Origin of the sequence: Streptomyces sp. NPDC058685, assembly GCF_042714725.1 — a bacterium.
Classification (GTDB): domain Bacteria; phylum Actinomycetota; class Actinomycetes; order Streptomycetales; family Streptomycetaceae; genus Streptomyces.
The window spans coordinates 26,956-51,967 of record NZ_JBHXSL010000041.1 but is presented as its reverse complement, the minus strand read 5'-3'; the positions used below and the strand labels follow the sequence as shown (position 1 = coordinate 51,967).

Sequence of the window (25,012 nt, the reverse complement as noted above, 5' to 3'; positions counted from 1 at the left end):
GTACGCGGCCGACAGACCGCTGCCCCCGTCCTCGCGGGCGGGGGCAGCAGCCGGGGCGGAGGGTCAACCGTTGCGCGGGCCGGGGAAGGCGCTCGGGCGGGCCTCCTCCCGGAGGGATTGGCTGGTGGCCGTCGGCTGCGGCGGCATGGTGCGGGCGGCGGGCACCGCGGGCAGGCCGGGCGCCGGCAGCGCCGGCGAGGGGATTCCCGGCGGCGGGAGCGTGCGCGTCGTCGTCTCCACGGCGTGGTCCCCGTCGACGGCCGCCTGCTGCGTGGCCCTGCGGGCGCCGTAACGGCGGTGGACGGCCTGCTTGGTGACCCCGAGCGCCGACCCCACCGCGTCCCACGAGAAACCCAGCGAACGGTCGAAGTCCACCGCCGCCGTCACCAGCGTCTCGACGCTGTCCCGCAGCTCCTGGGCGAGACGGACGGTCGGCGCGGGAGCCCGGCCGTAGACGACGAAGCCCGCGGAGGGGCCGGAGCGGCGGGGCCGGTAGACATTGCCCAGCTGTGCGGTGAGCGTGCGCAATGCGTCCACCTGCCGGCGGACCCGCTCGATGTCCCGCACCAACAGATGCAGACTTGCCCGGGCTTGGGCGTCATGGGTTGCGTGGTCGGCCATTGGCAAGCCTCTCGAACCGGCGTTGAAAAGGGGGTGGGCCGCATCCTGGCGGCCCGTTTCGGTCAATCTCTCTTGACCAACGCTCCAGCGGGCGATGTGGTCACGCCTCGGGGGCGTGGACGCGTATGCGCGGGGCGCGCGGTGCTCCGTACGCCCCCTGTGCCAGGGGCCCATAGACTGGTGTGCTGCTCGTCGACGCACGCGTCGCCGCCCCACCGCACCATCCAGCCTGAGAGGCAGTCAGCCACCCATGAAGCTCGTCTTCGCAGGCACCCCCGAGGTCGCCGTACCCGCTCTGGACGCCCTGATCGCCTCCGGGCGGCACGAGGTGGCCGCTGTCGTCACCCGGCCGGACGCGCCCGCCGGACGCGGACGGCACCTGGTCGCCAGTCCGGTCGCGCAGCGCGCCGAAGAGGCCGGGATCGAGGTGCTCAAGCCCGCCAAGCCGCGGGACGAGGACTTCCTGGCCCGGCTGCGGGAGATCGCGCCCGACTGCTGCCCCGTCGTCGCGTACGGCGCGCTGCTGCCGAAGGTCGCCCTCGACGTGCCCGCACGCGGCTGGGTGAACCTCCACTTCTCGCTCCTCCCGGCCTGGCGCGGTGCCGCGCCGGTGCAGCACGCCCTGCTCGCCGGGGACGACATGACGGGCGCCGCCACCTTCCTGATCGAGGAGGGACTCGACTCGGGCCCGGTCTACGGCGTGATCACCGAGCAGGTGCGGTCCACCGACACGAGCGGCGATCTGCTCACCCGGCTCGCGTTCGCCGGCGCCGGGCTGCTCTCGGCGACCATGGACGGCATCGAGGACGGCAGCCTGCACGCGGTGCCGCAGCCCGCGGAGGGCGTGTCGCTGGCGCCGAAGATCACCGTCGAGGACGCCCGCGTCGACTGGCGGACCCCGGCGCTGCGGGTGGACCGCGTCATCCGCGCCTGCACGCCCGCGCCGGGCGCCTGGACGGAGTTCCGCGGCGAGCGGCTCAAGATCGTGAACGCTCGGCCGGCCGCCGACCGCACGGACCTCGCGCCCGGTGAACTCGCGGCCGGCAAGAACAACGTCCATGTCGGCACCGGGTCCCACGCGGTCGAACTGCTCTGGGTCCAGCCGCAGGGCAAGAAGCCGATGCGCGCCGCCGACTGGGCCCGCGGGGTACGCATCGCCCCCGGTGAGCACGTCGGAGTCGCCGACGTAGGCTGAGGGGGTTGGACCCTTTCGATCGCGGAGCACCTTTGAACGAGCAGGCACGTCGCCGTACCCCCAAGCCCTACCGCCGCCCGAAGAAGGATCCGGTGCGGATCCTCGCCTTCGAGGCACTGCGGGCCGTCGACGAGCGGGACGCGTATGCCAACCTCGTCCTGCCGCCGCTGCTGAAGAAGGCCCGCGAGCAGGGTGACTTCGACGCGCGGGACGCGGCGCTGGCGACGGAGCTGGTGTACGGGACGCTGCGCCGGCAGGGCACCTACGACGCGATCATCGCCACCTGTATCGACCGGCCGCTGCGTGAGGTCGATCCGCCGGTGCTCGATGTGCTGGCGCTCGGCGCCCACCAGCTGCTCGGCACCCGCATTCCGACGCACGCCGCGGTCTCCGCGAGCGTGGAGCTGGCGCGGGTGGTGCTCGGCGACGGGCGCGCCAGGTTCGTCAACGCCGTGCTGCGCAAGATCTCGCAGGACGACCTCGACACCTGGGTGGAGCGGGTCGCCCCGCCCTACGACGAGGACGCCGAGGACCATCTCGCCGTGGTGCACTCGCACCCCCGGTGGGTCGTCTCCGCGCTGTGGGACTCGCTCGGCGGTGGCCGCGCCGGCATCGAGGACCTGCTGGAGGCCGACAACGAGCGCCCCGAGGTGACCCTCGTCGCCCGGCCGGGCCGCTCCACGACGGACGAGCTGCTGGCGGCGGTGGGCGAGGAGTCCGGGCTGCCGGGCCGCTGGTCCCCGTATGCCGTACGGATGGCGGAGGGCGGCGAGCCGGGCGCGCTGGAGGCGGTGCGCGAGGGCCGGGCGGGCGTGCAGGACGAGGGCAGCCAGCTCGTCGCGATCGCGCTGGCCGGTGCGCAGCTGGAGGGCTCCGACGAGCGCTGGCTCGACGCCTGCGCCGGCCCCGGCGGCAAGGCGGCCCTGCTGGCGGCGCTCGCGGCGCAGCGGGGGGCCTCACTCCTGGCCGCCGAGAAGCAGCCGCACCGTGCGCGCCTGGTGGAACGGGCGCTGGCGGGCAACCCCGGCCCGTACCAGGTCATCGCCGCGGACGGCACACGCCCGCCGTGGCTGCCGGGCTCGTTCGACCGGGTGCTGGTCGACGTCCCCTGCACGGGCCTCGGCGCCCTGCGCCGCCGCCCGGAGGCCCGCTGGCGCCGCCGCCCGGAGGACCTGGAGGGCTTCGCCCCCCTCCAGCGCGCCCTGCTGCGCGAGGCGCTCAGCGCGGTCCGGATCGGGGGAGTGGTGGGGTACGCGACGTGCTCGCCGCACCTCGCCGAGACGCGGGTGGTCGTCGACGACGTCCTCCGCGGCCGCGGAGGCGACCCGATCGAGGCGGAACTCCTGGACGCGAGGCCCCTGATGCCGGACGTCCCGGCCCTCGGCGACGGCCCGGACGTCCAGCTCTGGCCGCATCTGCACGGCACGGACGCGATGTATCTGGCACTGCTGAGGCGCACGGGGTGAGGCCGGCCGGGCCGACTGGCCCGGCAGGTCCGCCGGCCCCGGGCGGGCAGACGCGGCCCCCCGCCCGCGCTGGGGGACGTCGGCGTCAGACCTTCGCCGGTTCCTCCGTCTTCGTCGGGGGTTCCTTCGGGTCCTCCTCGCGTGACATCGGGTGCGGCCACCACACCTTCGGGCCCGCGTCCAGGAACAGGGACGTGACCAGGACCGAGCGGACGACGAATGTGTCCAGCAGGACGCCGAGCGCCACCGCGAAGCCGATTTCGGCGAAGGCGACGATCGGGAGGGTGCCCAGCGCCGCGAACGTGCCCGCAAGGACCAGGCCCGCCGAGGTGATCACCGCGCCCGTGGCGGCGAGGCCCGTCACCACGCCCGCGCGCGTCCCCTGGCGGCCGGCCTCCTCGCGGATACGGGTGGACAGGAAGATGTTGTAGTCGATGCCCAGCGCCACCAGGAACACGAAGACGAACAGCGGGAAGTCCGTCGTCTCGCCCGCGAAGTCGAAGATGTAGCGGAACGCGAGCGCACTGAGTCCCAGCGCGGCCGCGAACGACAGCACCACCGTCGCGATCAGCAGCAGCGGTGCCACCAGGGCCCGCAGCAGGACGGTCAGCACGAGCAGGACGACCAGCAGGACCAGTGGGATGATCAGCAGGTTGTCGTGCCGGGTGGCGGTGTCCATGTCCAGCAGGGCGGCCGTGCCGCCGCCCACCTGCGCATCCGCGTCCGGGACAGCGTGCACCGCGTCCCGTACGCGTTCCACGGTGTCCTTCGCGGCCGCGCTGTCCGCGGGCGCCGTCATCGTCGCCTCGATCAGCACCCGGCCCTCGTGCACGGGCTTGGTGCCGGGCGGAACGGCGATCGAGGCCGGGACCACACCGGGCGTGGCCGCCACGGCCGCCCGCACCTGTCCTGCCTGTGCCGCATCGCTGATGACGATCAGCGGGTCGCCGCTGCCCGCGGGGAAGTACGTCGCCTGGACCTCCTGGCCGACGATCGAGTCGGGCTTCTCCGTGAAGGAGTCGGCGTTGCTGATGCCCTCGGCACGCAGTTGGGTCAGGCCGATCGAGAAGGCCACCAGCACGACCGCCGTGCCGGCCCAGATCGCCCGTGGCCGCCTGGCGATCCACCGGCCCATCCGCGCCCACACTCCGCGCTCCGTCGGCTCGAGCGAGCCGAAGTGAGGGATCACCGGCCAGAAGATCCAGCGGCCGAAGATGACGAGGAGCGCCGGGAACAGCGTGATCATCGCGATCAGCGCCACCGCCACCCCGATCGCGGCAACCGGGCCGAGGCCACTGGTGGAGTTCATCTCGGCGAAGACCAGGACCAGCATGCCGAGTACCACCGTGGCGCCGCTCGCCAGCACCGCCGGGCCCGCACGGTGCAGCGCGCGAGCCATCGCCTCGTGCCGGTCCTCGTGACGGCGCAGCTCCTCGCGGTAGCGCGCGATCAACAACAGGGCGTAGTCCGTCCCCGCGCCGAAGACGAGGACCGTCAGAATCCCCGCGCTCTGTCCGTTGACGGTCAGACCGGCGTGCTCCGCCAGCAGATAGATCAGCGCCTGCGCGGTGGACAGCGACGCGACGGCCGCGATCACCGGCACCAGCAGCAGCGTCGGACTGCGATAGGTGATCAGCAGCATCACGATCACCACGGCGAGCGCCGAGAGCAGCAGGGTCGAGTCGATGCCCTCGAAGGCCGCGGAGGAGTCGGCGGCCGTGCCGCCCGGACCCGTGACATGCACCGCGAGGCCCGCGGCCGCTGTGCCGGTCACCCCGCGGATCGAGTCCACGGCCGGGCCGATCCGTTCCCAGCCCTTCTCGTCCATGACGATGGGGACGAAGACCTGCGCCGCCCGCGGATCCACCGGCCGGTCCAGCACCGGACCGCGCACCTCGTCGCCCAGCACGCCGTGCGCGCTCAGTTGCCTCAGTTCGGCGACGTCCTCGGCGATGCGCGTGCGGTCGGCCGCCGTGAGGCCGCTCTCGCGGGCGTAGACGACGATGGCCGGGATGACCTCGGGCCTGAACTCCTCGGCCTCATGCAGGACTTGAGTGGATTCCGCGCTGCCGGGCAGCCAGGACGCGGCGTCGTTGTCCTGGGCGTCGGTGAGTTTCTGCGCGAGCGGGAACGCCAGCACCATCACCGCGAGCCAGAGCACGACCACGACCCACTTGGCACGTCGCCCGCAGACCAGGTGGGCGACGCCTCGACGAGGCCGCATCTGTCCCGTGTTCCCGTCCGGCATGACGCCCCCAATTGGCCTCGACCCTGGCCGAAAACGCCAGGATTGCACGGACTGTGGTGATCACGGAGCGCTTTGGTCCGGACCGGAACCCGTACCGGGGAGGGGAAGACCCCCGGAACATGGCAGGCTTGGGCCATGGCCGTACAGATCAACCCCAGTATCCTCTCCGCCGACTTCTCCCGCCTGGCGGAAGAGGCCCGGGCCGTCGAGGGCGCCGACTGGCTCCATGTCGACGTGATGGACAACCACTTCGTGCCCAACCTGACGCTGGGCGTGCCGATCGTGGAATCCCTCAGCCGGGCGACGGACACCCCGCTGGACTGCCATCTGATGATCGACGACCCCGATCGGTGGGCACCGCAGTACGTCGAGGCGGGAGCCGGTTCCGTCACCTTCCACGTGGAGGCAGCCGCCGCCCCGGTCCGGCTGGCCCGCGAGATCCGCGCCAAGGGGGCCCGTGCCTCGATGGCGCTCAAGCCGGCCACCCCGATCGAGCCGTACGAGGATCTGCTGCCCGAGCTCGACATGCTGCTGATCATGACCGTGGAGCCCGGCTTCGGCGGTCAGGCCTTCCTCGACATCATGCTGCCCAAGATCCGCCGCACCCGTGAGCTGATCTCCAAGCACGGCCTCGCCCTGTGGCTCCAGGTGGACGGCGGAGTCTCGGACGCCACGATCGAGCGGTGCGCCGAGGCGGGCGCGGACGTCTTCGTCGCGGGCTCCGCGGTCTACGGCGCCGAGGACCCGGCGCAGGCCGTGCGCGCCCTGCGGGCCAAGGGCGAGCGGAGCATCGCCTCGGCGAGCTGGGCTTGCAACCACTGAGCCACAAGCAAGTGAACTCGGCCCTTCGGGGCTGATCGACAACCGCCGGATCTGACAGGATTGCAGATCTGGAGTGCGAACAGCAGTGAGGAGATCGCGGTGTCTGCAAGGTCGGCGGGACGGTCTGCCCTGCGGATGGGACCCGCGGAGCTGGTGCAGGCGGCGGCCATGGCCCGCCGCTTCTACCTCGAGGGCAAGTCCAAGATCCAGATCGCGGAGGAGTTCGGCGTCAGCCGCTTCAAGGTGGCGCGCGTCCTGGAGACCGCCCTGGAACGCGATCTCGTCAGGATCGAGATCCGCGTCCCGGCGGAACTGGACGCCGAGCGCTCCGACGCCCTCCGTGCCCATTTCGGACTGCGTCACGCGGTCGTGGTCGAGTCACCGGCCGAGGCGGCCGACGAGTCGCCGGATCCGGAGAACCTGGGCGAGGTGGCCGCCGACCTGCTCGGCGAGCTCGTGAACGAGGGCGATGTGCTGGGCCTGGCCTGGGGCCGGTCCACCATCCACATGGCCGCCGCGCTGGACCGGCTGCCGCCCTGCACCGTCGTCCAGCTCACGGGCGTCTACGACGCGGGCACCGCCGAGCGCGGCTCGGTGGAGGCAGTCAGACGCGCGGCCCAGGTCTCCGGCGGCGACGCCCACCCCATCTACGCGCCGATGCTGCTGCCCGACGCCGCCACCGCGGCCGCGCTGCGCAACCAGACCGGCATCGCGCGCGCCTTCGAGTACTTCGACAAGGTCACCGTCGCGGCTGTCTCCATCGGCTCCTGGGAGCCGGGCATCTCGACGGTGTACGACATGCTCAGCGACGAGGAGCGCGCCCGGTACGCCTCCTTCGGTGTGGCCGCCGAGATGTCGGCGCACCTCTTCGACCGGGACGGCCGACGTGTCGGGCGTGACCTGGGCGAACGCTGCATCACCGTCGAGGCCGACCGGCTGCGCCGGATCCCCGAGGTGGTGGCCATCGCGGGCGGCCAGCGCAAGGCGGAGGCCATCGCGGCCGTGCTGCGCTCCGGTCTCGTCACCAGCCTGGTGACGGACACGGCGGCCGCCGACCACCTGCTCTCGGTGCAGGCGGGGCCGCGCCCGGCGCTGGAGCGCGCGGACCCCGACGACTGACGGGTGCGGGCCGGACGGACCGACTTGGACGATCGCACCAGCCCACCCGCGCTGACCTGGAGGAATCGTCCGGGCCGTGCATGCGGGTGGGCATGGGACAATGAAGTACGTGCGATTTCCCCGGCTGAGATGACCGGGGGCCAACTCCGATCGACTGGGATGATCAGCACGTGCGTTTCCTCAATGACCTGAAGCCGCCGTACGACCTGACGTACGACGACGTGTTCATGGTGCCGAGCCGTTCGGCCGTGGGCTCCCGTCTGGGTGTGGACCTCTCGTCCCCCGACGGAAGCGGCACCACCATCCCGCTGGTCGTCGCCAACATGACCGCCATCGCGGGCCGCCGGATGGCGGAGACGCTCGCCCGCCGCGGCGGACTCGTCGTCATCCCCCAGGACATTCCGATCGAGGTCGTCACCGAGGTCATCGCCTGGGTGAAGACGCGTCACCACGTCCTGGACACCCCGATCGTGCTCGCCCCCACGCAGACCGTCGCCGACGCGCTGGCCCTGCTGCCCAAGCGTGCCCACGACGCGGGTGTGGTCGTCGACGCCGACCACCGGCCCGTCGGTGTCGTCACCGACGCCGACCTGACCGGGGTCGACCGCTTCACCCAGCTGTCCGAGGTCATGTCCAAGGACCTGCTGCTGATCGACGCGGACATCGACCCGCGCGACGCCTTCAACACCCTGGACGCGGCCAACCGGCGCTACGCCCCCGCGGTCGACCGGGAAGGCCGCCTCGTCGGCATCCTCACCCGTAAGGGCGCCCTGCGCGCGACTCTCTACACCCCTGCCGTCGACGCCCAGGGCAAGCTGCGCATCGCCGCGGCCGTCGGCATCAACGGCGATGTCGCGGGCAAGGCCAAGCAGCTTCTCGACGCGGGCGTCGACACCCTCGTCGTCGACACGGCGCACGGGCACCAGGAATCGATGATCGCCGCGATCAAGGCGGTCCGCGGTCTGGACCCGCACGTGCCCATCGTGGCGGGCAACATCGTGGCTGCCGAGGGCGTGCGCGACCTCGTCGAGGCCGGCGCGGACATCATCAAGGTCGGCGTGGGCCCCGGCGCCATGTGCACCACCCGGATGATGACCGGCGTGGGCCGGCCGCAGTTCTCGGCGGTGCTGGAGTGCGCGGCCGAGGCGAAGAAGTACGGCAAGCACGTCTGGGCCGACGGCGGTGTCCGCCACCCCCGCGATGTCGCCATGGCGCTCGCCGCGGGCGCGTCCAACGTCATGATCGGCTCGTGGTTCGCCGGTACGTACGAGTCCCCGGGCGATCTCCAGCAGACCGCGGACGGACGGCTCTACAAGGAGTCCTTCGGTATGGCGTCCGCGCGGGCCGTCCGCAACCGTACGAGTGAGGAATCCGCGTACGACCGGGCCCGCAAGGCGCTGTTCGAGGAGGGCATCTCCACCTCGCGCATGTTCCTCGACCCGACCCGTCCCGGCGTCGAGGACCTGATCGACTCGATCATCGCCGGCGTCCGCTCGTCCTGCACGTACGCCGGCGCCAACTCCCTGGAGGAGTTCGCCGAGCGGGCGATCGTGGGTGTGCAGAGCGCCGCGGGATACGCGGAGGGCAAGCCGCTGCACGCCAGTTGGAGCTAGGGGACCGCGGGGCCTGACGGCGCCCGACCTTCCGGCAACAGGAGCCAGGGCGACAAGCGTTCGCCCGCACGGCCGTTCGCGTCCGGTCCCGGCATCGTCCGGGGCCGGACGTCTTTGTGTGCGCCCGCATCCGGCGTTTGCCCGATCAGCCGGCCCCGCGGGCCGCTCCCACCAGGTGTTTCCACGACTTTGGAATTCGTAGGCATGTCTGGGAGGACTGGGGGTAGACGGGCCGTTGCACTGACCACGGAGCAGGGGAGGACTTAGTGTCCACGGCGAGTACGGTTGCGACCGAACGCACAGAGCCGGGAACACGGTGCCCGAGCGGCGAGCTCGAGCTTCCGGAGGTGCGGGACCCCAGGGCGGTCGCTCCGAAGGACGCACGGGAGATCTCCAAGGTCTTCTTCGTGCGCCTGTCCTCGCTGGAGGAAGGCACCCCCGACTACCAGTACGTGCGGAACACCCTCATCGAGCTGAACCTCGCTCTGGTGAAGTACGCGGCCGGCCGGTTCCGGAACCGGGCCGAGCAGATGGAAGACATCATCCAGGTCGGAACCATCGGCCTGATCAAGGCGATCGACCGGTTCGAGCTGAGCCGTGAGGTGGAGTTCGCGACCTTCGCCGTCCCGTACATCGTCGGTGAGATCAAGAGGTTCTTCCGTGACACCAGCTGGGCGGTCCATGTGCCGCGGCGGCTCCAGGAGTTGCGGATAGATCTGGCGAAGGCGGCCGACGAGCTCTCCCAGCGGCTCGACCGGGCGCCGAGCACGGCGGAGCTCGCCGCGCACCTCAAGCTCGACGAGGAAGAGGTCATCGAGGGCATCGTCGCGAGCAACGGCTACACCGCCGGCTCCATCGACACCCCCGTCGACGACACCTCCGACCACGCGTCGGCACCGCTGTCCGACCGGCTCGGCGCACCGGACGCCGATCTGGAGATCGCCGAGAACGTGCAGGCGCTCAAGCCGCTCATCCAGGAACTCGACGACCGGGACCGGCTGATCCTCGCCATGCGCTTCGGCCAGGAGCTGACGCAGGCGGAGATCGGTGCCGAGCTCGGCGTCTCGCAGATGCATGTGTCCCGGCTGCTGAACCGCATCACCTCGCGGCTTCGCGAGGGCCTGCTCGCGGGAGCCTGAACTCCCGCCCTCACACTTCCCCCCACGGGAAGATCCCCCCACGGGACAGGCGGCGCCCCACCTGACAGGGGGCGCCGCCTCCTGTGTTCCCCGGGAGGGCGCGCCGCCTTCTGTGTTTCCCAGACGGGCGCGCGCCGTTCTTGCGTAACCGCAGCGTGGTGTACCGACCGATGGCTGTAGTGCCCATGGGCCGGCAGCGTGCCCGCCCCTCTCGGATGCCGTCAGCAGGCAGGCGCCGTCGCGGGGATCTTCCTCACCCACGTCGCCTGGACCCGCTTGCCGCAGGGCAGGGGGCTGATCTCCACCTGTCCGGCGAGCTGGTTCACCATGTTCCAGCCGAACCCGCCGCTGCCGCTGAAGTCGGGCTCGCGGGAGACCGGGATCGCCGGGCTGGAGTCGTCGATCTCGACCACCAGCGTGTCCTGGGCCGCCGCCAGATGGAGCCGCCACCAGCCGGCCGTGTGCTGCACCGCGTTGCTGACCAGCTCGGACACGACCAGCAGTACGGCGTCCAGGTCGGCCCACGGGCAGTGGCGCGCCAGGAAGTCCGCGGTCGCCCTGCGGGCCCGCGCGCTGTCGCTGGGGAGCGGGGGGTCGGTCACCATCCGCGGTTCAGTGTTCATCGCAGCTCGCGTACCCCGTCCCGGAGCATGTATTTGCGCTTGCACCTCATCCGTTCGGACGCGCCGAGGGGAGGGCCTCGGCCACCGCGGCCGCCAGAACGGCATGCCCCTCGTCGTCGGGATGCACCCCGTCGGCCAGTTGCCCCGCCCCGAGCAGGTCGCGACCGGGAAGCAGGGCGAGCCAGTCGTCCGGGTCCTGTCCGTCACTGCCCTCCCTGCGGCCGGTGACCGCCTGCTCCATCGCCGCACGCAGATCCGAGAGCGTGGCGCCCAGCCTGTTCGGGGTGTTCTCCGCACCGGGGCGCAGGACGGGGGAGACGACCAGGAGCGGTGTGCGGGGGTGGCCCTGGCGTACGAGGGTGAGGAAGGTGCGGACCGTCTCGTACAGCAACGGCGCCGAGCAGGGGGTGCTGGACCAGCAGTTGGTGCCGAAGGCGAGGGTGATGGCGTCCGCTTCCAGCGATGCCAGTTGTTCGGCCAGGGCCGGTTCGCCGTGGGCGCACCCCGCGTATCCCAGGTTGACGGTGTCCAGGCCCAGCCGCCGGCCGGCGGTGGCCGGCCAGGAGTGGGCGGGGCGGGTGGACCACCAGCCCTCGGTGATGGAGTCCCCGTGCACGAGCCAGCGGGGCTGTCGTGGGGCGGGCGTGATCGAGCCGCCGACCGCGCGCAGCCCGAGGATCTCGGGTGCCACGGACTCGGGCGGATGCACGGTGAAGGGCGCGGCGGAACTGCCCGGCAGCGCCACGGTGACCACCGACTCGGCGGAGGGTTCGGTGATCGTCTCCGAGACGCACCGGTCGTCCTGCCACAGCGCGAAACAGTGCGGCAGGTCCCGCAGCGCGTCGTTCTCACCCGGCGGCGAGGCGCGGTAGCGGATCTCGACCGCGTCGGCGTCCTCGGACGTGAACTCCAGGCGTACGCCGATGGGCAGGGTGGCCCGCTCCCAGGTGTCCCAGGGCAGCCGGCGCGCGTCCGCCGGGTCCGCACGCACCGGCCGTCCTCGGTCCAGCCAGGCCACTCCGCGCAGGAATGGATGAGGATCGAGCCAGGTCACCGGGGCCTCCAAGGGTCGGGTTGCGGGTCGTGGAGCAGTGCTTGCACACCACGCAACGACCTGACGGGAAGTCAGAAAATACCGCGCTTACTGAACGGCCGGTTACCCCCAGGAACGTTGCGTTGCACATGCTGCGTCGCGTAACTTGACTGCCCCCTACTCGGGGGTAATCACCGCTGTTCAGTTGCTCTCTTGCCCAGGGGAGACCATGCGCCGGCGACTTCGCCGCCCCACGATCCGGGGACGGATCGTGACACTGACGGTCATACCCGTCATTGCTCTGATGTCCTTGTGGACCTTCGCCATGGTCTCCGTGACCGGTGATCTCCGCGCGCTCATACGGCTCCAGAGCATGTACGAGAGCTTCGGAACGCCGGTCGACACCGCCGTGGGACAGATCCAGATCGAACGGCGGCTCTCCGCCGCGTACTTGGGGGCGGGACCGCAGGGCAGCGCTGCCGCCGTCGCCGGTCTGACCCAGCAGCAGCGCTCCACCGACCGGGCGGTGCGCGCGATGCGCGAGGCGATCGGCGACCGGGAGCGGCGTGAGGATCTCTCCGCACGCCAGCGGGAGTCCCTGGACGCGATGACGGACGCGACGGACGATCTGGAGGCGCTGCGCGAGAAGGTCGTGAGCCGGACGATCTCCTGGGACCGCGCGATCGAGGAGTACACGGCGATGCTGGAACCCACCTTCGACGTGCAGTCCACGCTCACCGCACTTCAGGCCGGCCAACTCGCCCGCGAGGCGCAGGTCGTCGTCGAACTCGTGCGGGTGCGGGAGTTCGTCTCCCGTCAGGACGCCCTGGTGGCGGGCGCCCACGCCGCCGGTCGGCTGAGCGACGCGCAGTACGACACGCTCACCGCCACGATCGAGGACCGCCGGGTCTTCCACCGCACCTATGTGCCCGACCTCCCGGCCGACTCCCGGCAGCTCTTCGCCGCCTTCGGGCGCAGCGACGACTACCGGGCCCTGGTCGCCCAGGAGGACACGTTGCTGCGGGCCGGTCCCGCGGGCGCCGGTGAGGCGATGGCCGGCGACTCGTGGCGCGACACGACGGACCGTGCGGTCCAGCGGTACATGCTGCTGTGCACCGACGCGGCGATCAACGCGTCCGACCGGGGCCGCGCCTTCGCCTACCACGAGATGATCAAGGCAGCGGTCGTCGGTGTGGCGGGACTGGCCGCGGTCGGTCTGTCGATCTGGTTCTCGGTGGCCAGCGGACGCCGCATCTCGCGCCGGCTGGAGGAACTGCGGGACGCCGCAGGCCTGTTGGCCACCCGCCAGCTGCCCGACGTGATGGAGAGGCTCGCCGCGGGCGAGGAGGTCGACGCGGCGGCCGCCGCTCCGCCCCTCGACTTCGGCGACCCGAAGCGCGGCCCGGACGAGACCGACGAGATCGATCAGGTGGGCCAGGCTCTCAACGCCGCACGGCTCGCCGCCGTCGAGGCCGCCGTCAAGCAGTCCACGCTGCGCCGGGGCATCTTCGCCGTCCTGCTCAACATCGCCCGCCGCAACCAGGCGCTCGTGCACCGCCAGTCGAAGCTCGTCGACACCCTGGAGCGACGCACCAGCGACCCCGACACGCTCGACGACCTGTTCCGTATCGACCATCTGACCACCCGGATGCGCCGGCACGCGGAGGGCCTGATCATCCTCTCCGGCGCCGCCCCCGGCCGTCGGTGGCGGCGGCCGGTGCCGGTCGTCGACATCGTGTCCGCGGCCGTCGGCGAGATCGAGGACTACGCACGTGTCGTCGTACCGCCCATGCCCGCGGTCGGCATCACGGCCGACGCCGTGGCGGACGTGGTGCACCTGGTCGCCGAACTCGTCGAGAACGCCGCCGTGTACTCCCCGCCGCACACCCAGGTCACCATGCGCACCGGACGGGTCGGCAACGGCTTCGTGCTGGAGATCGACGACCGCGGACTCGGCATGGACGAGACCGCGCTGGAGGAGGCCCGGCGGACACTTGCCCGGCCCGGTGACTTCGATCCGGCGCAGGACGACCGCCTCGGGCTGTACGTCGTCGGGCGCCTGGCCGAACGGCACGGCATCGGTGTCACGCTCACCCGTTCCCCGTACGGCGGCACCACGGCCGTGGTGTTCCTGCCCAACGCGGTCCTCGCCGCCGTCGAGCAGCCGGGCAGGGCCGCGGAGCCGGAGAGCGCGCCGCCGCCCCGGCCGCGGGCCGTACGGGCCGAGGACACGCGGCGCACGCTCGAACCCGTCCCTCTCGTGCACGACCGTGCCGCGGACGATCCGGAACCCGCGCCGGAGAGGACGACGGCGACAACGGAGTCCGGCGCAAGGCCGGTGCCTGTACGGGACGGCACTGTCCCGACCCCGGAGAAGGCGGCACCGGTGACGGACGCCGCCGCCGCGTCCGGCGAGAAGGCAGCTGCGTCGGACGGGGACATCGAGTCCGGCGAGAGGCCGCCATCCGTGCCGGACCCGACCGCCGCACCCGCGCCGACCGCCGGGCCGGGCGAGAGGCCGGCACCCGTGCCGGACCCGACCGCCGCACCCGCGCCGGGCGAGAGGCCGCCACCCGTGCCGACCGCCGGGCCCGGCGGGACGGCTGCCCCCGTGACGCCGCTGCACGGGCTCCCCACCCGCGTGCGCCAGGCGTCCCTCGCGCCCCCGCTACGGGACGCGCCCCCGTCCGCCGCCGGGGGGCCCGACCGTGAGGTGTCCGCCGAGGAGATGCGCTCGATCTTCGGATCCTTCCAGCGGGGACTGGACCGCGGCCGCCGTGGCGACAGCGTCGGACCCGAGGCGCCGAGCACCGCACCGCAAGCCCGCACGACCGATGAAGGGACCGACGACGATGGCTGACGAAGGCACCGGAGAAAGTACCGGCCTGGGCTGGCTCCTCGACGACCTGGTGGCCAGGACCGGCCATGTGCAGCAGGCGGTGCTCCTCACGGCGGACGGCCTGGTCGGCAGCGCGTCGCGGGGCATGGTCAGGCGGGACATCGAGCATCTGTCCGCCGTCTGCGCGGGCTTCCACAGCCTGGCGAAGGAGGCGGGCGACCGTTTCGCGGCGGGCAGTGTGCGACAGACGATGGTGATGCTCGACAACGCCTTCCTCTTCATCACCCCGGCCGGCGACGGCAGCCGGCTGGCCGTCCTCTCCGACATCGAGACGGACGTCGGTCAGCTGGCCCACGAAATGGCGCTGCTGGTCCGCCGCGTGGGACGGCACATGGCCGTACCCACGCGCTCGGGCCCCGAGGACACCGGCACCTGAGTCCTCGTGAGCGACCACTGGTACGAGGACGAGTCCGGTCCCCTGGTACGGCCCTACACCGTCACCCGAGGCCGGACCCGGCCCGCGTCCGAGCAGAACATCGACCTGATGTCCCAGGTCACGGCCCTGGACCCGGAGGGCGTGGACCTGCCGCTCGACCACGCCCGCAGCGCGCTGCTGGAGCTGGTGCGGCGCGAGCCGCGGCCGGTCGCCGAGATCGCCGCCGACGCCGATCTGCCACTGACCGTCGTCCGGGTGCTGCTCGCCGACCTCGCCGAGGCCGGTCTCGTCAGGATCTCCGAGCCGGTGACGCCCCGGAACCTGCACGACCCCGTGCTGCTGCGGGAAATCGCCGCCAGGCTGCGGGAGTTGTGACACCTGTGTTCACCGCGGGACGACGTCTGCCTTCACCGCGGGATGACGTCTGCCTTCACCGCGGGACGGCGCCCGCGTTCACCACGGTGTGCGGCGCGTTTCACCGGATCGCCCTTCCCGCGTTCCCCGCCGCGATGAGGCCCGCGGTCGGCGGAGCGCAATGTTTCCACGTACTCTCCGTCATCGCGCAATGATCGTCCGCCGATGCGCAACGACAGTGCATTTCCGGTTCCGAGCGCGGACTCATAGGCTCATCCCCCGTACCAGGAGTGGCGGTGACCGTCTGCTCGGCGGTCTCCCCTCATGCGGACCCCTCCGTCATGCCCGTGGATCGTCGCAGGTCACCCGTCGCGATCCGCAGCAATGAAGGAGCACCCGCAGTGCTGGACCACGGCGCAGCCCCACCCTCGACCGAGCCACCGCAGGGCGGGCGCCCCGGCGCCGGAGCCCGGCTGATGCGGCGCAAGCCCGTCGAGCGCCTGGTTGCCGAGAGTGGTCAGGGGGAAGGCGGATCGCTGCGCCGGTCGCTCTCCATGTGGCAGCTGACCATGATCAGCATCGGCGCCACGCTCGGCACGGGCATCTTCGTCGTCCTCGGTGAGGCCGTTCCCGAGGCGGGGCCCGCGGTCACCGTCTCCTTCGTGATAGCCGGCCTCACCGCCTTGTTCTCGGCGCTCTCCTACGCCGAACTCGCCGGCACGATCCCCGTCTCCGGTTCCTCCTACTCGTACACCTACGCCACGCTCGGCGAACTCATCGCCTGGGTCTGCGGCTGGTGTCTGATCCTCGAGTACGGGGTGTCGGTGGCCGCGGTGGCCGTCGGCTGGGGCGAGTACCTCAACGAACTGCTCGACGGCACGATCGGCGTGACCATCCCGGACGTGCTGTCCGCTCCGCCGGGCGACGGCGGCCTGTTCAATCTGCCCGCCCTCATCGTCGTGCTCCTGGCGATGGTCTTCCTGCTCGGCGGCGCCCGCGAGAGCGCCCGCGCCAACACGATCATGGTCGTCGTGAAGATCGCCGCACTGGTGCTCTTCTGCGCCGTCGGCGTCCAGGGCTTCCGGGCCGGCAACTACGAGAACTTCATGCCGCTGGGCATGGCGGGCGTCAGCGCCGCCGGCGCCTCGCTGTTCTTCTCCTACATCGGCTTCGACGCGGCATCGACGGCCGGTGAGGAGGCGAAGAACCCGCAGCGCGACCTGCCGCGCGCGATCATGCTCTCGCTGCTCATCGTCACGGCCCTGTACGTACTGGTCGCGGCCGTCGCCGTGGGCGCCCGGCCGTGGAAGGGCTTCGGCGAGTCGGAGGCCGCACTCGCCGGCATCATGCGCGACGTGACCGGCCAGACGTTCTGGGCCGTCCTGCTCGCCGCCGGCGCGGTGATCGCCATCGCCAGCGTCGTCCTCACCGTGCTCTACGGACAGACCCGCATCCTGTTCGCGATGTCCCGCGACGGACTCGTCCCCAAGGTCTTCTCCAAGGTCGACCGCAAGAGCGGCGTGCCCCGCGCCAACACCGTGATCGTCTCGGTGTTCTGCGGAGTGCTGGCGGCCGCCGTGCCGCTGGGCCAGCTCGCCGACGCGACCAGCATCGGCACGCTCTTCGCCTTCGCCCTGGTCAATGTGGCGGTCGTGGTGCTGCGCCGGACGCGCCCGGACATGGACCGCACGTTCCGGGTCCCGCTCTCGCCGCTGTTCCCGGTGGCGGGCTTCGCCTTCTGCGTCTGGATGATGTTCAGCCTCCCGGCCGTCACCTGGGCGGTCTTCGGAGTCTGGATGGCGGTCGGCCTCGTGTTCTACTTCGGTTACGGCATGCGCCGCTCCCGACTGGCCACCGCAGAGAAGTGACCCATTCGTAGTGCGACTCAACGATCTCGACGAACGCATCGTCCACGCTCTGGCGGAGGACGCCCGCCGCTCCTACGCCGACATCGGCGCGATGGTGGGCCTGTCCGCTCCCGCCGTGAAGCGGCGTGTGGACAGGCTGCGCGCCGTGGGGGCCATCACCGGCTTCACCGTACGGGTGGACCCGGCGGCCCTCGGCTGGGAGACCGAGGGGTTCATCGAGATCTACTGCAGCCGCAACACCTCGCCCGAGGCCATCGAGCGCGGGCTGAAGCGGTACCCGGAGATCGCGTCCGCCTCCACCGTCACCGGGGACGCGGACGCGATCGTGCAGGTCTTCGCAGCCGACATGCGCCACTTCGAGCGGGTGCTGGAACGGATCGCGGGCGAGCCCTTCGTCGAGCGCACCAAGTCGGTTCTGGTGCTCTCGCCGCTGCTGCGGCGCTACTCGTCGGGCTCACCCGCCTGAACCGTCCGGCCCGGTCAGAGCTTGGGGTTCCAGGGCACCACCCGGAAGTCGCCCGAGCCCCCCTTCACCTTCTCGAAGGGCGCTGAGCCCACGCATCGGGGCAGGTCCTTGGTCTCCACCGGGCTGCCCTGGGCGGCCCAGCTGTAGCCGAGCCGGTCCCGCCCTCCGACGTCGTGGACGGTGATGCCGACCCGGGTGCCCTTCGCTCCTTCCAGGTCGGTGTCGGTGATCACGCCGCTGACCACGGCCACCTTGCCGCCGGTGACCAGGCAGTCGACCCTGGCCTTCGCCCAGGCGCCCTCGCCGTTCAGATAGTGGCTCCAGCTGAAGGTGCCGGTGGCCTTGAGCGGGTCGTCGGTGTCCTTCGCCGCCAGATGCGCGTCGAAGGTGAAGGTGATGTCGTCGCCGAGCGAGCGGTACAGCTTCGCGGAGCCGGTGAGGGCCGCGGCCTCCCGCTGCCCGCCGCCGCGCGACTCGGCGTCGTCCGAGGCCATGGCGGACCCGGTGGCCCCGGCGGTGATCAGCAGGGCCGCGCCGATCGCGGCGATCTTCGTACGACGGTGGACTGGAGCCTTCATGGCGGTCCTTTCGGCAGGTGAACCGGACGACGACCACTCTTCCGGCGGGCCTCCCGCCGCACATCGCGCCGAAGACGGTGCTCGGCTCCGCCGTCCGGGCGGGGGAGCCGGCGGCCGGGTACGACCGCAGCGGTAGGCCCTGTCCGCAGCCGGTCTCACCCCCGCTCCGCATGCCGCAGGTCACAGGGCGCAACGAATCGCCGCTCCCGGGACCGTCGGCGCAACGGATCGCTCATCGGCGCGCAACGGTCGCGCCTTGTCCCGGCCGGTGCCCGGCCCGTACCGTTTTGACGTCTCCTCCACCCCGCACTCCGTCCGAGGTCAGCCATGCCGCCGCTGCGCACCGCACTGCTCCAGAGTTCCGGCCGACCGGGCTCGGTCGCCGAGAATCTGAAGGCGCTCGACGAGGCCGCCGCGCGCGCCGCGGCCACCGGCGCCCGTCTGCTGGTGAGCCCCGAGCTGTTCCTGACCGGATACGCGATCGGGGACGAGCTGCCCGTGCTGGCGGAGCCCGCCGACGGCCCCGGTGCCACGGCCGTCGCCGAGATCGCCGTCCGCCACGGCATCGCGGTCGTGTACGGATACCCCGAGCGCGACGGCGGCACCGCCGGCGACCGGTCCGGCGGACCGGGCCTGATCTTCAACTCCGCCCAGCTGATCGGCCCCGACGGCGACCGACTGGCGAACTACCGCAAGACCCATCTCTTCGGCTGCTTCGAGCAGCAGTGGTTCACCCCCGGCGACCAGCCCGTCGTCCAGGCCGAGCTCGACGGCATCACGATCGGCATGCTGATCTGCTACGACGTGGAATTCCCGGAGAACGTCCGCGCGCACGCCCTCGCCGGCACCGACCTCCTGCTGGTGCCCACCGCGCAGATGCACCCCTTCCAGTTCGTCGCCGAGTCACTGGTACCGGTGCGGGCCTTCGAGAGCCAGATGTACATCGCGTACGTCAACAGGACAGGCCCCGAGGGGGAGTTCGAGTTCGTCGGACTCAGCTGTCTCGCCGGCCCTGACGGCGCCGCCCGGGCCCGCGCCGGCCGTGGCGAGGAACTCGTGGTCGGCGATGTGGACCCCGCCTTCCTGAGCGCGTCGCGCGAGGCCAATCCGTATCTCCAGGACCGCCGACCGGGCCTGTACACCTCACTGAACTGAGCCGCGGCGCTCCCCACGCCACGACCTTCCGGGCCCGCCCGGCCTTCCCCGCCCCACCTTTTTGCGCAAGGAGTCCGTACCCCATGACGTCCACGGTGCCCACCGCTGTCCAGCACACCGACGCTCAGCCGCCGATCACCATGTTCGGTCCGGACTTCCCGTACGCGTACGACGACTTCCTCGCCCACCCCGCCGGCCTCGGCCAGATACCCGCGACCGAGCACGGCACCGAGGTCGCCGTCATCGGCGGCGGGCTCTCCGGCATCGTCGCCGCGTACGAGCTCATGAAGATGGGCCTCAAGCCCGTCGTCTACGAGGCGGACCGGATCGGCGGCCGGCTGCGCACCGTCGGCTTCGACGGCTGCGACCCGGAGCTCACCGCCGAGATGGGCGCCATGCGCTTCCCGCCGTCCTCGACGGCCCTCCAGCACTACATCGACCTGGTGGGACTGGTCACCGAGCCGTTCCCGAACCCGCTGTCCGAGGCGACCCCCTCGACCGTGGTCGATCTCAAGGGCGAGTCCCACTACGCCGAGACCATCGACGACCTGCCGCAGGTCTACCGCGATGTCGCCGCGGCCTGGAACGCCTGCCTGGAGGAGGGCGCCGACTTCTCCGACATGAACCGCGCCATGCGGGAGCGCGACGTGCCCCGCATCCGGGAGATCTGGGCGAAGCTGGTCGAGAAGCTCGACAACCAGACCTTCTACGGGTTCCTGTGCGACTCGGAGGCCTTCAAGTCCTTCCGGCACCGCGAGATCTTCGGGCAGGTCGGATTCGGCACCGGCGGCTGGGACACCGACTTCCCCAACTCCATCCTGGAGATCCTCCGCGTCGTCTACACCGAGGCGGACGACCACCACCGCGGGATCGTCGGCGGTTCGCAGCAGCTGCCGGTGCGCCTGTGGGAGCGCGAGCCGCAGAAGATCGTGCACTGGCCGCTGGGCACCTCGCTCGCCTCGCTGCACGACGGCGAGCCCCGTCCGGCCGTGACCCGGCTCAACCGCACGGCGGGCAACCGCATCACGGTCACCGACGCGTCCGGCGACATCCGCACCTTCCAGGCGGCGATCTTCACCGCGCAGTCCTGGCTGCTGCTCTCCAAGATCGACTGCGACGACTCGCTCTTCCCCATCGACCACTGGACGGCGATGGAGCGCACCCACTACATGGAGTCGTCCAAGCTCTTCGTCCCGGTCGACCGGCCGTTCTGGCTCGACAAGGACGAGACGACCGGCCGCGACACGATGTCGATGACGCTCACCGACCGGATGACGCGCGGCACCTATCTGCTGGACAACGGCCCCGACAAGCCGGCCGTCATCTGCCTCTCCTACACCTGGTGCGACGACAGCCTGAAGTGGCTGCCGCTGTCGGCGAACGAGCGCATGGAGGTCATGCTCAAGTCGCTCGGCGAGATCTACCCGAACGTCGACATCCGCAGCCACGTCATCGGCAACCCCGTCACCGTCTCGTGGGAGAACGAGCCGTACTTCATGGGCGCGTTCAAGGCGAACCTGCCCGGCCACTACCGCTACCAGCGGCGGCTGTTCACCCACTTCATGCAGGACTCGCTGCCCGCCGACAAGCGCGGCATCTTCCTCGCCGGTGACGACATCTCGTGGACCGCGGGATGGGCGGAGGGCGCCGTGCAGACCGCGCTGAACGCGGTGTGGGGTGTGATGGCGCATCTCGGCGGCACGACCGACCCGACCAACCCGGGCCCCGGCGACGTGTTCGACGAGATCGCTCCCGTCGAGCTGCCGGAGGACTGACCTCCCGGATCCGGGCCGGTCAGGACCAGGGCGTCAGCAGGCAGCGCCCGACCAGGCCGACGCCCGTGTCCAGCCGCTCGGTGAACTCGTCGGCCAGCTCCGGCAGGGACCGTACGCCCCACAGCAGCCGGGCCGCGGACCAGGCGCCGTCGCGCGCCCGGTCCAGGCTCCACGCGCCCAGCAGATGGGTGAGCGGATCCGCGACCTCCAGCAGATCTGGTCCTGGCATCAGGTCCTCCCTGATGCGCTCCTCCAGGAGCGTGAGGATGTCGCCGACCCGGTCGAACTCGCCCTCCAGATCGGCCGGTTCGCAGTCCAGCACCCGGCAGGTGTCGACGACGGCGAGCGCCAGGTCGTGCCCGATGTGGGCGTTGATCCCGGCGAGGGCGAACTGCACCGGGTGGATGCCGGGGTGGCGCCGGTACTGGAACAGCGGCCGCCAGCACGCCGGCGGCCGCTCGCCCACCGCGGCCGCGTCCACGACCGCCAGATAGCGCCGGGCGAACAGCACGTCCAGCGTGGCGGCGGCCCGCCGGTCGGGGAAGTCGCCCGCCGCGATGCGCCGGTCGATCTCCTCGGTGACCGCCAGATAGACGCGGTTGAAGACCGCGACCCCGTCCGTCGCGGGCCAGATCGAGCGGAACGAAACCATCCGCTCCACCACGGAGTCGACCGGGGACGGGCGGCGGCCGGCCGGCGATGCGAGCAGTTCCCTCTGCGCCATGGCGGAAGCGTCCCAGCCGCCGGCCCACGGGCGCGGTGACCGGCCGGGGCTTCCCCGAAACGAGGGAATACGCGGGTGGCTACGGCCGCTCGTCCGGGTGCTTGTCGGCCTCGTCGTACGTGGAGGTGCCCGAGTCCAGCAGGGGCTCCTGCTGCTTGAGATGGGCGGGGGCGAAGGCCCGCAGCAGGTGGTAGCCGGCGATGACCACGATGGTGCCGAGGGCGATGCCGCTGAGCTCGAAGGTGTCGGTGATCTCCAGGCTGACGCCGCCGACGCCGATGATGATGCCCGCCGCCGCCGGTACGAGGTTCAGCGGATTGCGCATGTCCACCTTGGCGTTGATCCAGATCTGGGCGCCGAGCAGGCCGATCATGCCGTAGAGGATCACGGTGATCCCGCCGAGCACGCCGCCGGGGATGGCGGCCACCACCGCGCCGAACTTCGGGCAGAGCCCGAAGAGCAGGGCGAAGCAGGCCGCGGCCCAGTAGGCGGCGGTCGAGTAGACACGCGTGGCCGCCATGACGCCGATGTTCTCGGAGTACGTCGTGTTCGGCGGGCCGCCGACGGCCGTCGACAGCATGGAGGCCGCGCCGTCCGCCGCGATCGCGGTGCCGAGCTTGTCGTCGAGCGGCTCGCGGATCATCTCGCCGACGGCCTTGACGTGTCCGGCGTTCTCGGCGATCAGCGCGATGACGACCGGCAGGGCGACCAGGATCGCCGACCACTCGAAGCTCGGTGCGTGGAAGGACGGGAGGCCGATCCAGTCCGCCCGGCCCACGCCCGACAGGTCGAGGCGCCAGTGATCGACGGCTTCGGCGCCGCCGGCGGGGGAGTGGATCCTGCCGAAGATCCGGTCGAGGGCGAAGGACAGCACATAGCCGAAGACGAGGCCGAGGAAGATGGCGATCCGGGAGAAGAAGCCGCGCAGACACACCACGGCCAGCGCGGTGAACAGCATGGTCAGCAGGGCCGTCCACTGGTCCTGCGGCCAGTACGTCGTGGCCGTCACCGGCGCCAGGTTGAAGCCGATGAGCATGACGACAGCGCCGGTCACGATGGGCGGCATCACGGTATGGATGATGTGCGCCCCGAAGCGCTGCACCGCGAGGCCCGCGAGGAAGAGCGCCGCGCCCACGACGAAGACCGCGCCGGTCACGGTGGCGCTGTCGCCGCCCGAGGCCCGGATGGTGGCGGCCACACCCACGAAGGAGAGCGAACAGCCCAGATAACTGGGCACCTTTCCGCGGGTCGCCAGCAGGAAGATCGCCGTCGCGATGCCGGACATCATGATCGCGAGGTTGGGGTCGAGCCCCATCAGGATCGGGGACACGAACGACGCCCCGAACATCGCCACCACATGCTGGGCGCCGAGCCCCGCGGTACGCGGCCAGGAGAGCCGCTCGTCGGGGCGTACGACGGCGCCCGGAGCGGGAGTCCGCCCGTCGCCGTGCAGGGTCCAGCGCACGCCGAGATTCACGGGCCGCTCCACTTCCACAGTCGTTCGATGATCGGCGCAATCGTAGTGGCCGATCAACGCCGCAGTCCCATCCGTGAATCGTGCGCGCGGCATTGTCACCCGTACCTGGTGGCCCTACGCTCGCACGGCCCCGTTCATGAATCTCATTCACATATCTGATGGGAGTGCTTGATGACCGGAAGACCCCGACGCCGCTGGGCAGTTGTGCTGACCGCCCTCGCCGGATGTGTCGCCGTCCTCGTACCGACCGCGTCGTCCCAGGCCGCCACCACCGGCTCCCACCAGGTGCCGAGGACGCCGGTCATCGACGGCAAGAGGCTGGAGGAGGCCAGGAAGCGGCTGGAGCGCGGTGATCCGGCCCTGCGCCGGGCCGCCAGGGATCTGACCGTCCGCGCGGACGGCTGGCTCGGGCAGGGGCCGTGGACCGTGGTGGACAAGCCCAAGCCCGCCCCGAGCGGCGATGTCCACGACTATCTGAGCCAGGCGCCCTACTGGTGGCCCTCGCAGCCCAAGACCCCCGAGAACCCGTGGGGTTGTCCCTACGTCCAGCGGGACGGCGAGCGCAATCCCGAGGTCGACACCGGCACCGACCGCCCCGACATCGGCAAGGTCGTCAACTCCACCACCACGCTCAGCCTCGCCTGGTACTACACCGGCAAGAAGAAGTACGCCGAGCACGCCTCGAAGATCCTGCGCACCTGGTTCGTGGACCCGGCCACCCGGATGAACCCCCATCTGAATCACGGGCAGTTCATCCCCTGCAAGTACGACGGCCGGGCGATCGGCATCATCGACTTCTCGCAGATGTACACGAGCGTGCTGGACGCCATCGCGATCCTCGACACCGGCGCTCCCGGCTGGTCCGGGAAGGACCGTGCCGGTATGCGTGCCTGGAACACCGCTTTCCTGGACTGGCTGGTGAACAGCCCGTTCGGCAAGGAGGAGGCGGCGGCCAAGAACAACCACGGCACCTTCCACGACATGCAGGTCGCCGCTCTCGCCGTCGCGACCGGGGACAAGGCGCTCGCCCGCCGGACCGTCCTCGACGCACGCGCCAAGCGCATCGACCCGCAGATAGCCGCCGACGGGAGCCAGCCGCAGGAGCTCGCCCGCACCCGCAGCTGGCACTACTCGACCTTCGACCTGGTCGCGTACACCCGCCTCGCGGACATCGGCGACAAGGTCGGCGTCGACCTGTGGGCCCACCGGGGACCGCAGGGCCAGAGCCTGTTCAAGGCCGTCGACTATCTGCTGCCCGCGGCGACCGGCGCGGCCCCGTGGCCGCATCCTGAGCTCGAGTTCTACCGGTACGCGGCCACCGACGTCGTCCATGCGGCGGCCGACGCGGGTGACCGCAGGGCCAAGGCGGCCGTCCCCCGGCTCCAGGCGCCTCCCGGCGGAGATCTCTGGGCGCTGCGGCCCGCGGCGGAACAGCTCGACTCGATCGCCGGCTGACCCGGC

General features: G+C 71.4%; 21 protein-coding genes. 14 read left to right on the top strand and 7 right to left on the bottom strand.

Going from position 1 to position 25,012, the window contains the following annotated elements:
* Positions 1 to 63 precede the first annotated feature (63 nt).
* Positions 64 to 621: a hypothetical protein gene (locus ACFWU3_RS27175; protein WP_384442823.1), complete on the bottom strand. Its 558-nt coding sequence runs from the start codon at positions 619 to 621 to the stop codon at positions 64 to 66.
* Between the two features lie 250 nt (positions 622 to 871).
* Here ACFWU3_RS27175 and fmt point away from each other — a divergent pair, with 250 nt between their 5' ends.
* Positions 872 to 1,816, top strand: a complete 945-nt coding sequence (gene fmt / locus ACFWU3_RS27170) for a methionyl-tRNA formyltransferase (RefSeq protein WP_384442820.1) — start codon at positions 872 to 874, stop codon at positions 1,814 to 1,816.
* 32 nt (positions 1,817 to 1,848) lie between these two features.
* Positions 1,849 to 3,282: an RsmB/NOP family class I SAM-dependent RNA methyltransferase gene (locus ACFWU3_RS27165; protein WP_384442817.1), complete on the top strand. Its 1,434-nt coding sequence runs from the start codon at positions 1,849 to 1,851 to the stop codon at positions 3,280 to 3,282.
* 85 nt (positions 3,283 to 3,367) lie between these two features.
* Here the strand turns inward: ACFWU3_RS27165 and ACFWU3_RS27160 are convergent, their stop codons facing one another.
* The gene (locus ACFWU3_RS27160) at positions 3,368 to 5,506 is read right to left on the bottom strand and encodes an MMPL family transporter (protein ID WP_384442814.1); all 2,139 of its coding nucleotides are present in this window, start codon (positions 5,504 to 5,506) and stop codon (positions 3,368 to 3,370) included.
* A gap of 159 nt (positions 5,507 to 5,665) precedes the next feature.
* Between ACFWU3_RS27160 and rpe the strand changes: the two genes are divergently transcribed.
* The 4 genes from rpe (at position 5,666) to ACFWU3_RS27140 (ending at position 10,223) form a co-directional block, all read left to right on the top strand.
* Positions 5,666 to 6,352, top strand: a complete 687-nt coding sequence (rpe, locus tag ACFWU3_RS27155) for a ribulose-phosphate 3-epimerase (protein ID WP_384442811.1) — start codon at positions 5,666 to 5,668, stop codon at positions 6,350 to 6,352.
* A gap of 135 nt (positions 6,353 to 6,487) precedes the next feature.
* Entirely contained in the window at positions 6,488 to 7,471 is a 984-nt protein-coding gene (locus tag ACFWU3_RS27150) for a sugar-binding domain-containing protein (protein WP_313949087.1), read from the top strand.
* Positions 7,472 to 7,620: 149 nt separating this feature from the next.
* Positions 7,621 to 9,084, top strand: a complete 1,464-nt coding sequence (locus ACFWU3_RS27145; protein WP_384442854.1) for a GuaB1 family IMP dehydrogenase-related protein — start codon at positions 7,621 to 7,623, stop codon at positions 9,082 to 9,084.
* A gap of 266 nt (positions 9,085 to 9,350) precedes the next feature.
* Positions 9,351 to 10,223 carry an RNA polymerase sigma factor SigF gene (locus ACFWU3_RS27140; protein ID WP_384442808.1) on the top strand — a complete coding sequence of 291 codons (873 nt, stop codon included), beginning with the start codon at positions 9,351 to 9,353 and terminating at the stop codon, positions 10,221 to 10,223.
* A 221-nt stretch (positions 10,224 to 10,444) separates the two neighbouring features.
* On the opposite strand, the gene ACFWU3_RS27135 is transcribed toward ACFWU3_RS27140, so the two are convergent.
* Both ACFWU3_RS27135 and ACFWU3_RS27130 read right to left on the bottom strand, forming a co-directional pair.
* The gene (locus tag ACFWU3_RS27135) at positions 10,445 to 10,846 is read right to left on the bottom strand and encodes an ATP-binding protein (protein ID WP_384442805.1); all 402 of its coding nucleotides are present in this window, start codon (positions 10,844 to 10,846) and stop codon (positions 10,445 to 10,447) included.
* A gap of 46 nt (positions 10,847 to 10,892) precedes the next feature.
* The gene (locus ACFWU3_RS27130; protein WP_384442802.1) at positions 10,893 to 11,900 is read right to left on the bottom strand and encodes a GDSL-type esterase/lipase family protein; all 1,008 of its coding nucleotides are present in this window, start codon (positions 11,898 to 11,900) and stop codon (positions 10,893 to 10,895) included.
* 283 nt (positions 11,901 to 12,183) lie between these two features.
* Here ACFWU3_RS27130 and ACFWU3_RS27125 point away from each other — a divergent pair, with 283 nt between their 5' ends.
* The 5 genes from ACFWU3_RS27125 (at position 12,184) to ACFWU3_RS27105 (ending at position 17,842) form a co-directional block, all read left to right on the top strand.
* Positions 12,184 to 14,739, top strand: coding sequence for a nitrate- and nitrite sensing domain-containing protein (locus ACFWU3_RS27125; RefSeq protein ID WP_384442799.1), 2,556 nt, complete (start codon positions 12,184 to 12,186; stop codon positions 14,737 to 14,739).
* Positions 14,732 to 15,154 (top strand): roadblock/LC7 domain-containing protein, encoded by a 423-nt coding sequence (locus tag ACFWU3_RS27120; protein ID WP_340472059.1) that lies wholly within the window; start codon positions 14,732 to 14,734, stop codon positions 15,152 to 15,154. The genes ACFWU3_RS27125 and ACFWU3_RS27120 overlap by 8 nt, the downstream gene beginning before the upstream one ends.
* Positions 15,155 to 15,160: 6 nt before the next feature.
* Positions 15,161 to 15,529: a DUF742 domain-containing protein gene (locus ACFWU3_RS27115; RefSeq protein ID WP_384442795.1), complete on the top strand. Its 369-nt coding sequence runs from the start codon at positions 15,161 to 15,163 to the stop codon at positions 15,527 to 15,529.
* A gap of 380 nt (positions 15,530 to 15,909) precedes the next feature.
* Complete coding sequence (locus ACFWU3_RS27110) at positions 15,910 to 17,376, top strand: amino acid permease (protein WP_313947499.1); 1,467 nt, start codon at positions 15,910 to 15,912, stop codon at positions 17,374 to 17,376.
* 10 nt (positions 17,377 to 17,386) lie between these two features.
* The gene (locus tag ACFWU3_RS27105) at positions 17,387 to 17,842 is read left to right on the top strand and encodes an Lrp/AsnC family transcriptional regulator (RefSeq protein ID WP_384442792.1); all 456 of its coding nucleotides are present in this window, start codon (positions 17,387 to 17,389) and stop codon (positions 17,840 to 17,842) included.
* A gap of 14 nt (positions 17,843 to 17,856) precedes the next feature.
* Here ACFWU3_RS27105 and ACFWU3_RS27100 read toward each other — a convergent pair whose 3' ends face one another.
* On the bottom strand, positions 17,857 to 18,420 hold the full coding sequence (locus tag ACFWU3_RS27100; RefSeq protein WP_384442789.1) for a Repetin: 564 nt from the start codon (positions 18,418 to 18,420) through the stop codon (positions 17,857 to 17,859).
* Positions 18,421 to 18,747: 327 nt separating this feature from the next.
* Here ACFWU3_RS27100 and ACFWU3_RS27095 point away from each other — a divergent pair, with 327 nt between their 5' ends.
* Both ACFWU3_RS27095 and ACFWU3_RS27090 read left to right on the top strand, forming a co-directional pair.
* On the top strand, positions 18,748 to 19,575 hold the full coding sequence (locus tag ACFWU3_RS27095) for a carbon-nitrogen hydrolase family protein (protein WP_384442786.1): 828 nt from the start codon (positions 18,748 to 18,750) through the stop codon (positions 19,573 to 19,575).
* Positions 19,576 to 19,658: 83 nt separating this feature from the next.
* On the top strand, positions 19,659 to 21,350 hold the full coding sequence (locus tag ACFWU3_RS27090; RefSeq protein ID WP_384442783.1) for a flavin monoamine oxidase family protein: 1,692 nt from the start codon (positions 19,659 to 19,661) through the stop codon (positions 21,348 to 21,350).
* A 19-nt stretch (positions 21,351 to 21,369) separates the two neighbouring features.
* On the opposite strand, the gene ACFWU3_RS27085 is transcribed toward ACFWU3_RS27090, so the two are convergent.
* Both ACFWU3_RS27085 and ACFWU3_RS27080 read right to left on the bottom strand, forming a co-directional pair.
* Complete coding sequence (locus ACFWU3_RS27085) at positions 21,370 to 22,074, bottom strand: DUF5995 family protein (RefSeq protein ID WP_384442780.1); 705 nt, start codon at positions 22,072 to 22,074, stop codon at positions 21,370 to 21,372.
* Positions 22,075 to 22,153: 79 nt separating this feature from the next.
* Positions 22,154 to 23,551 (bottom strand): uracil-xanthine permease family protein, encoded by a 1,398-nt coding sequence (locus ACFWU3_RS27080; protein WP_384442777.1) that lies wholly within the window; start codon positions 23,549 to 23,551, stop codon positions 22,154 to 22,156.
* Positions 23,552 to 23,722: 171 nt separating this feature from the next.
* Here ACFWU3_RS27080 and ACFWU3_RS27075 point away from each other — a divergent pair, with 171 nt between their 5' ends.
* Entirely contained in the window at positions 23,723 to 25,006 is a 1,284-nt protein-coding gene (locus tag ACFWU3_RS27075; protein ID WP_384442774.1) for an alginate lyase family protein, read from the top strand.
* Positions 25,007 to 25,012 lie beyond the last annotated feature (6 nt).

Bases quoted from the DNA above. Each gene is read 5' to 3' on its own strand.
- ACFWU3_RS27135 (WP_384442805.1), bottom strand. From the start codon at position 10,846: ATGAACACTGAACCGCGGATGGTGACCGACCCCCCGCTCCCCAGCGAC.
- ACFWU3_RS27125 (WP_384442799.1), top strand. From the start codon at position 12,184: ATGTCCTTGTGGACCTTCGCCATGGTCTCCGTGACCGGTGATCTCCGC.
- fmt (WP_384442820.1), top strand. From the start codon at position 872: ATGAAGCTCGTCTTCGCAGGCACCCCCGAGGTCGCCGTACCCGCTCTG.
- ACFWU3_RS27095 (WP_384442786.1), top strand. From the start codon at position 18,748: ATGCCGCCGCTGCGCACCGCACTGCTCCAGAGTTCCGGCCGACCGGGC.
- rpe (WP_384442811.1), top strand. From the start codon at position 5,666: ATGGCCGTACAGATCAACCCCAGTATCCTCTCCGCCGACTTCTCCCGC.
- ACFWU3_RS27090 (WP_384442783.1), top strand. From the start codon at position 19,659: ATGACGTCCACGGTGCCCACCGCTGTCCAGCACACCGACGCTCAGCCG.
- ACFWU3_RS27075 (WP_384442774.1), top strand. From the start codon at position 23,723: ATGACCGGAAGACCCCGACGCCGCTGGGCAGTTGTGCTGACCGCCCTC.
- ACFWU3_RS27175 (WP_384442823.1), bottom strand. From the start codon at position 621: ATGGCCGACCACGCAACCCATGACGCCCAAGCCCGGGCAAGTCTGCAT.
- ACFWU3_RS27100 (WP_384442789.1), bottom strand. From the start codon at position 18,420: ATGAAGGCTCCAGTCCACCGTCGTACGAAGATCGCCGCGATCGGCGCG.
- ACFWU3_RS27120 (WP_340472059.1), top strand. From the start codon at position 14,732: ATGGCTGACGAAGGCACCGGAGAAAGTACCGGCCTGGGCTGGCTCCTC.
- ACFWU3_RS27150 (WP_313949087.1), top strand. From the start codon at position 6,488: ATGGGACCCGCGGAGCTGGTGCAGGCGGCGGCCATGGCCCGCCGCTTC.
- ACFWU3_RS27160 (WP_384442814.1), bottom strand. From the start codon at position 5,506: ATGCGGCCTCGTCGAGGCGTCGCCCACCTGGTCTGCGGGCGACGTGCC.
- ACFWU3_RS27085 (WP_384442780.1), bottom strand. From the start codon at position 22,074: ATGGCGCAGAGGGAACTGCTCGCATCGCCGGCCGGCCGCCGCCCGTCC.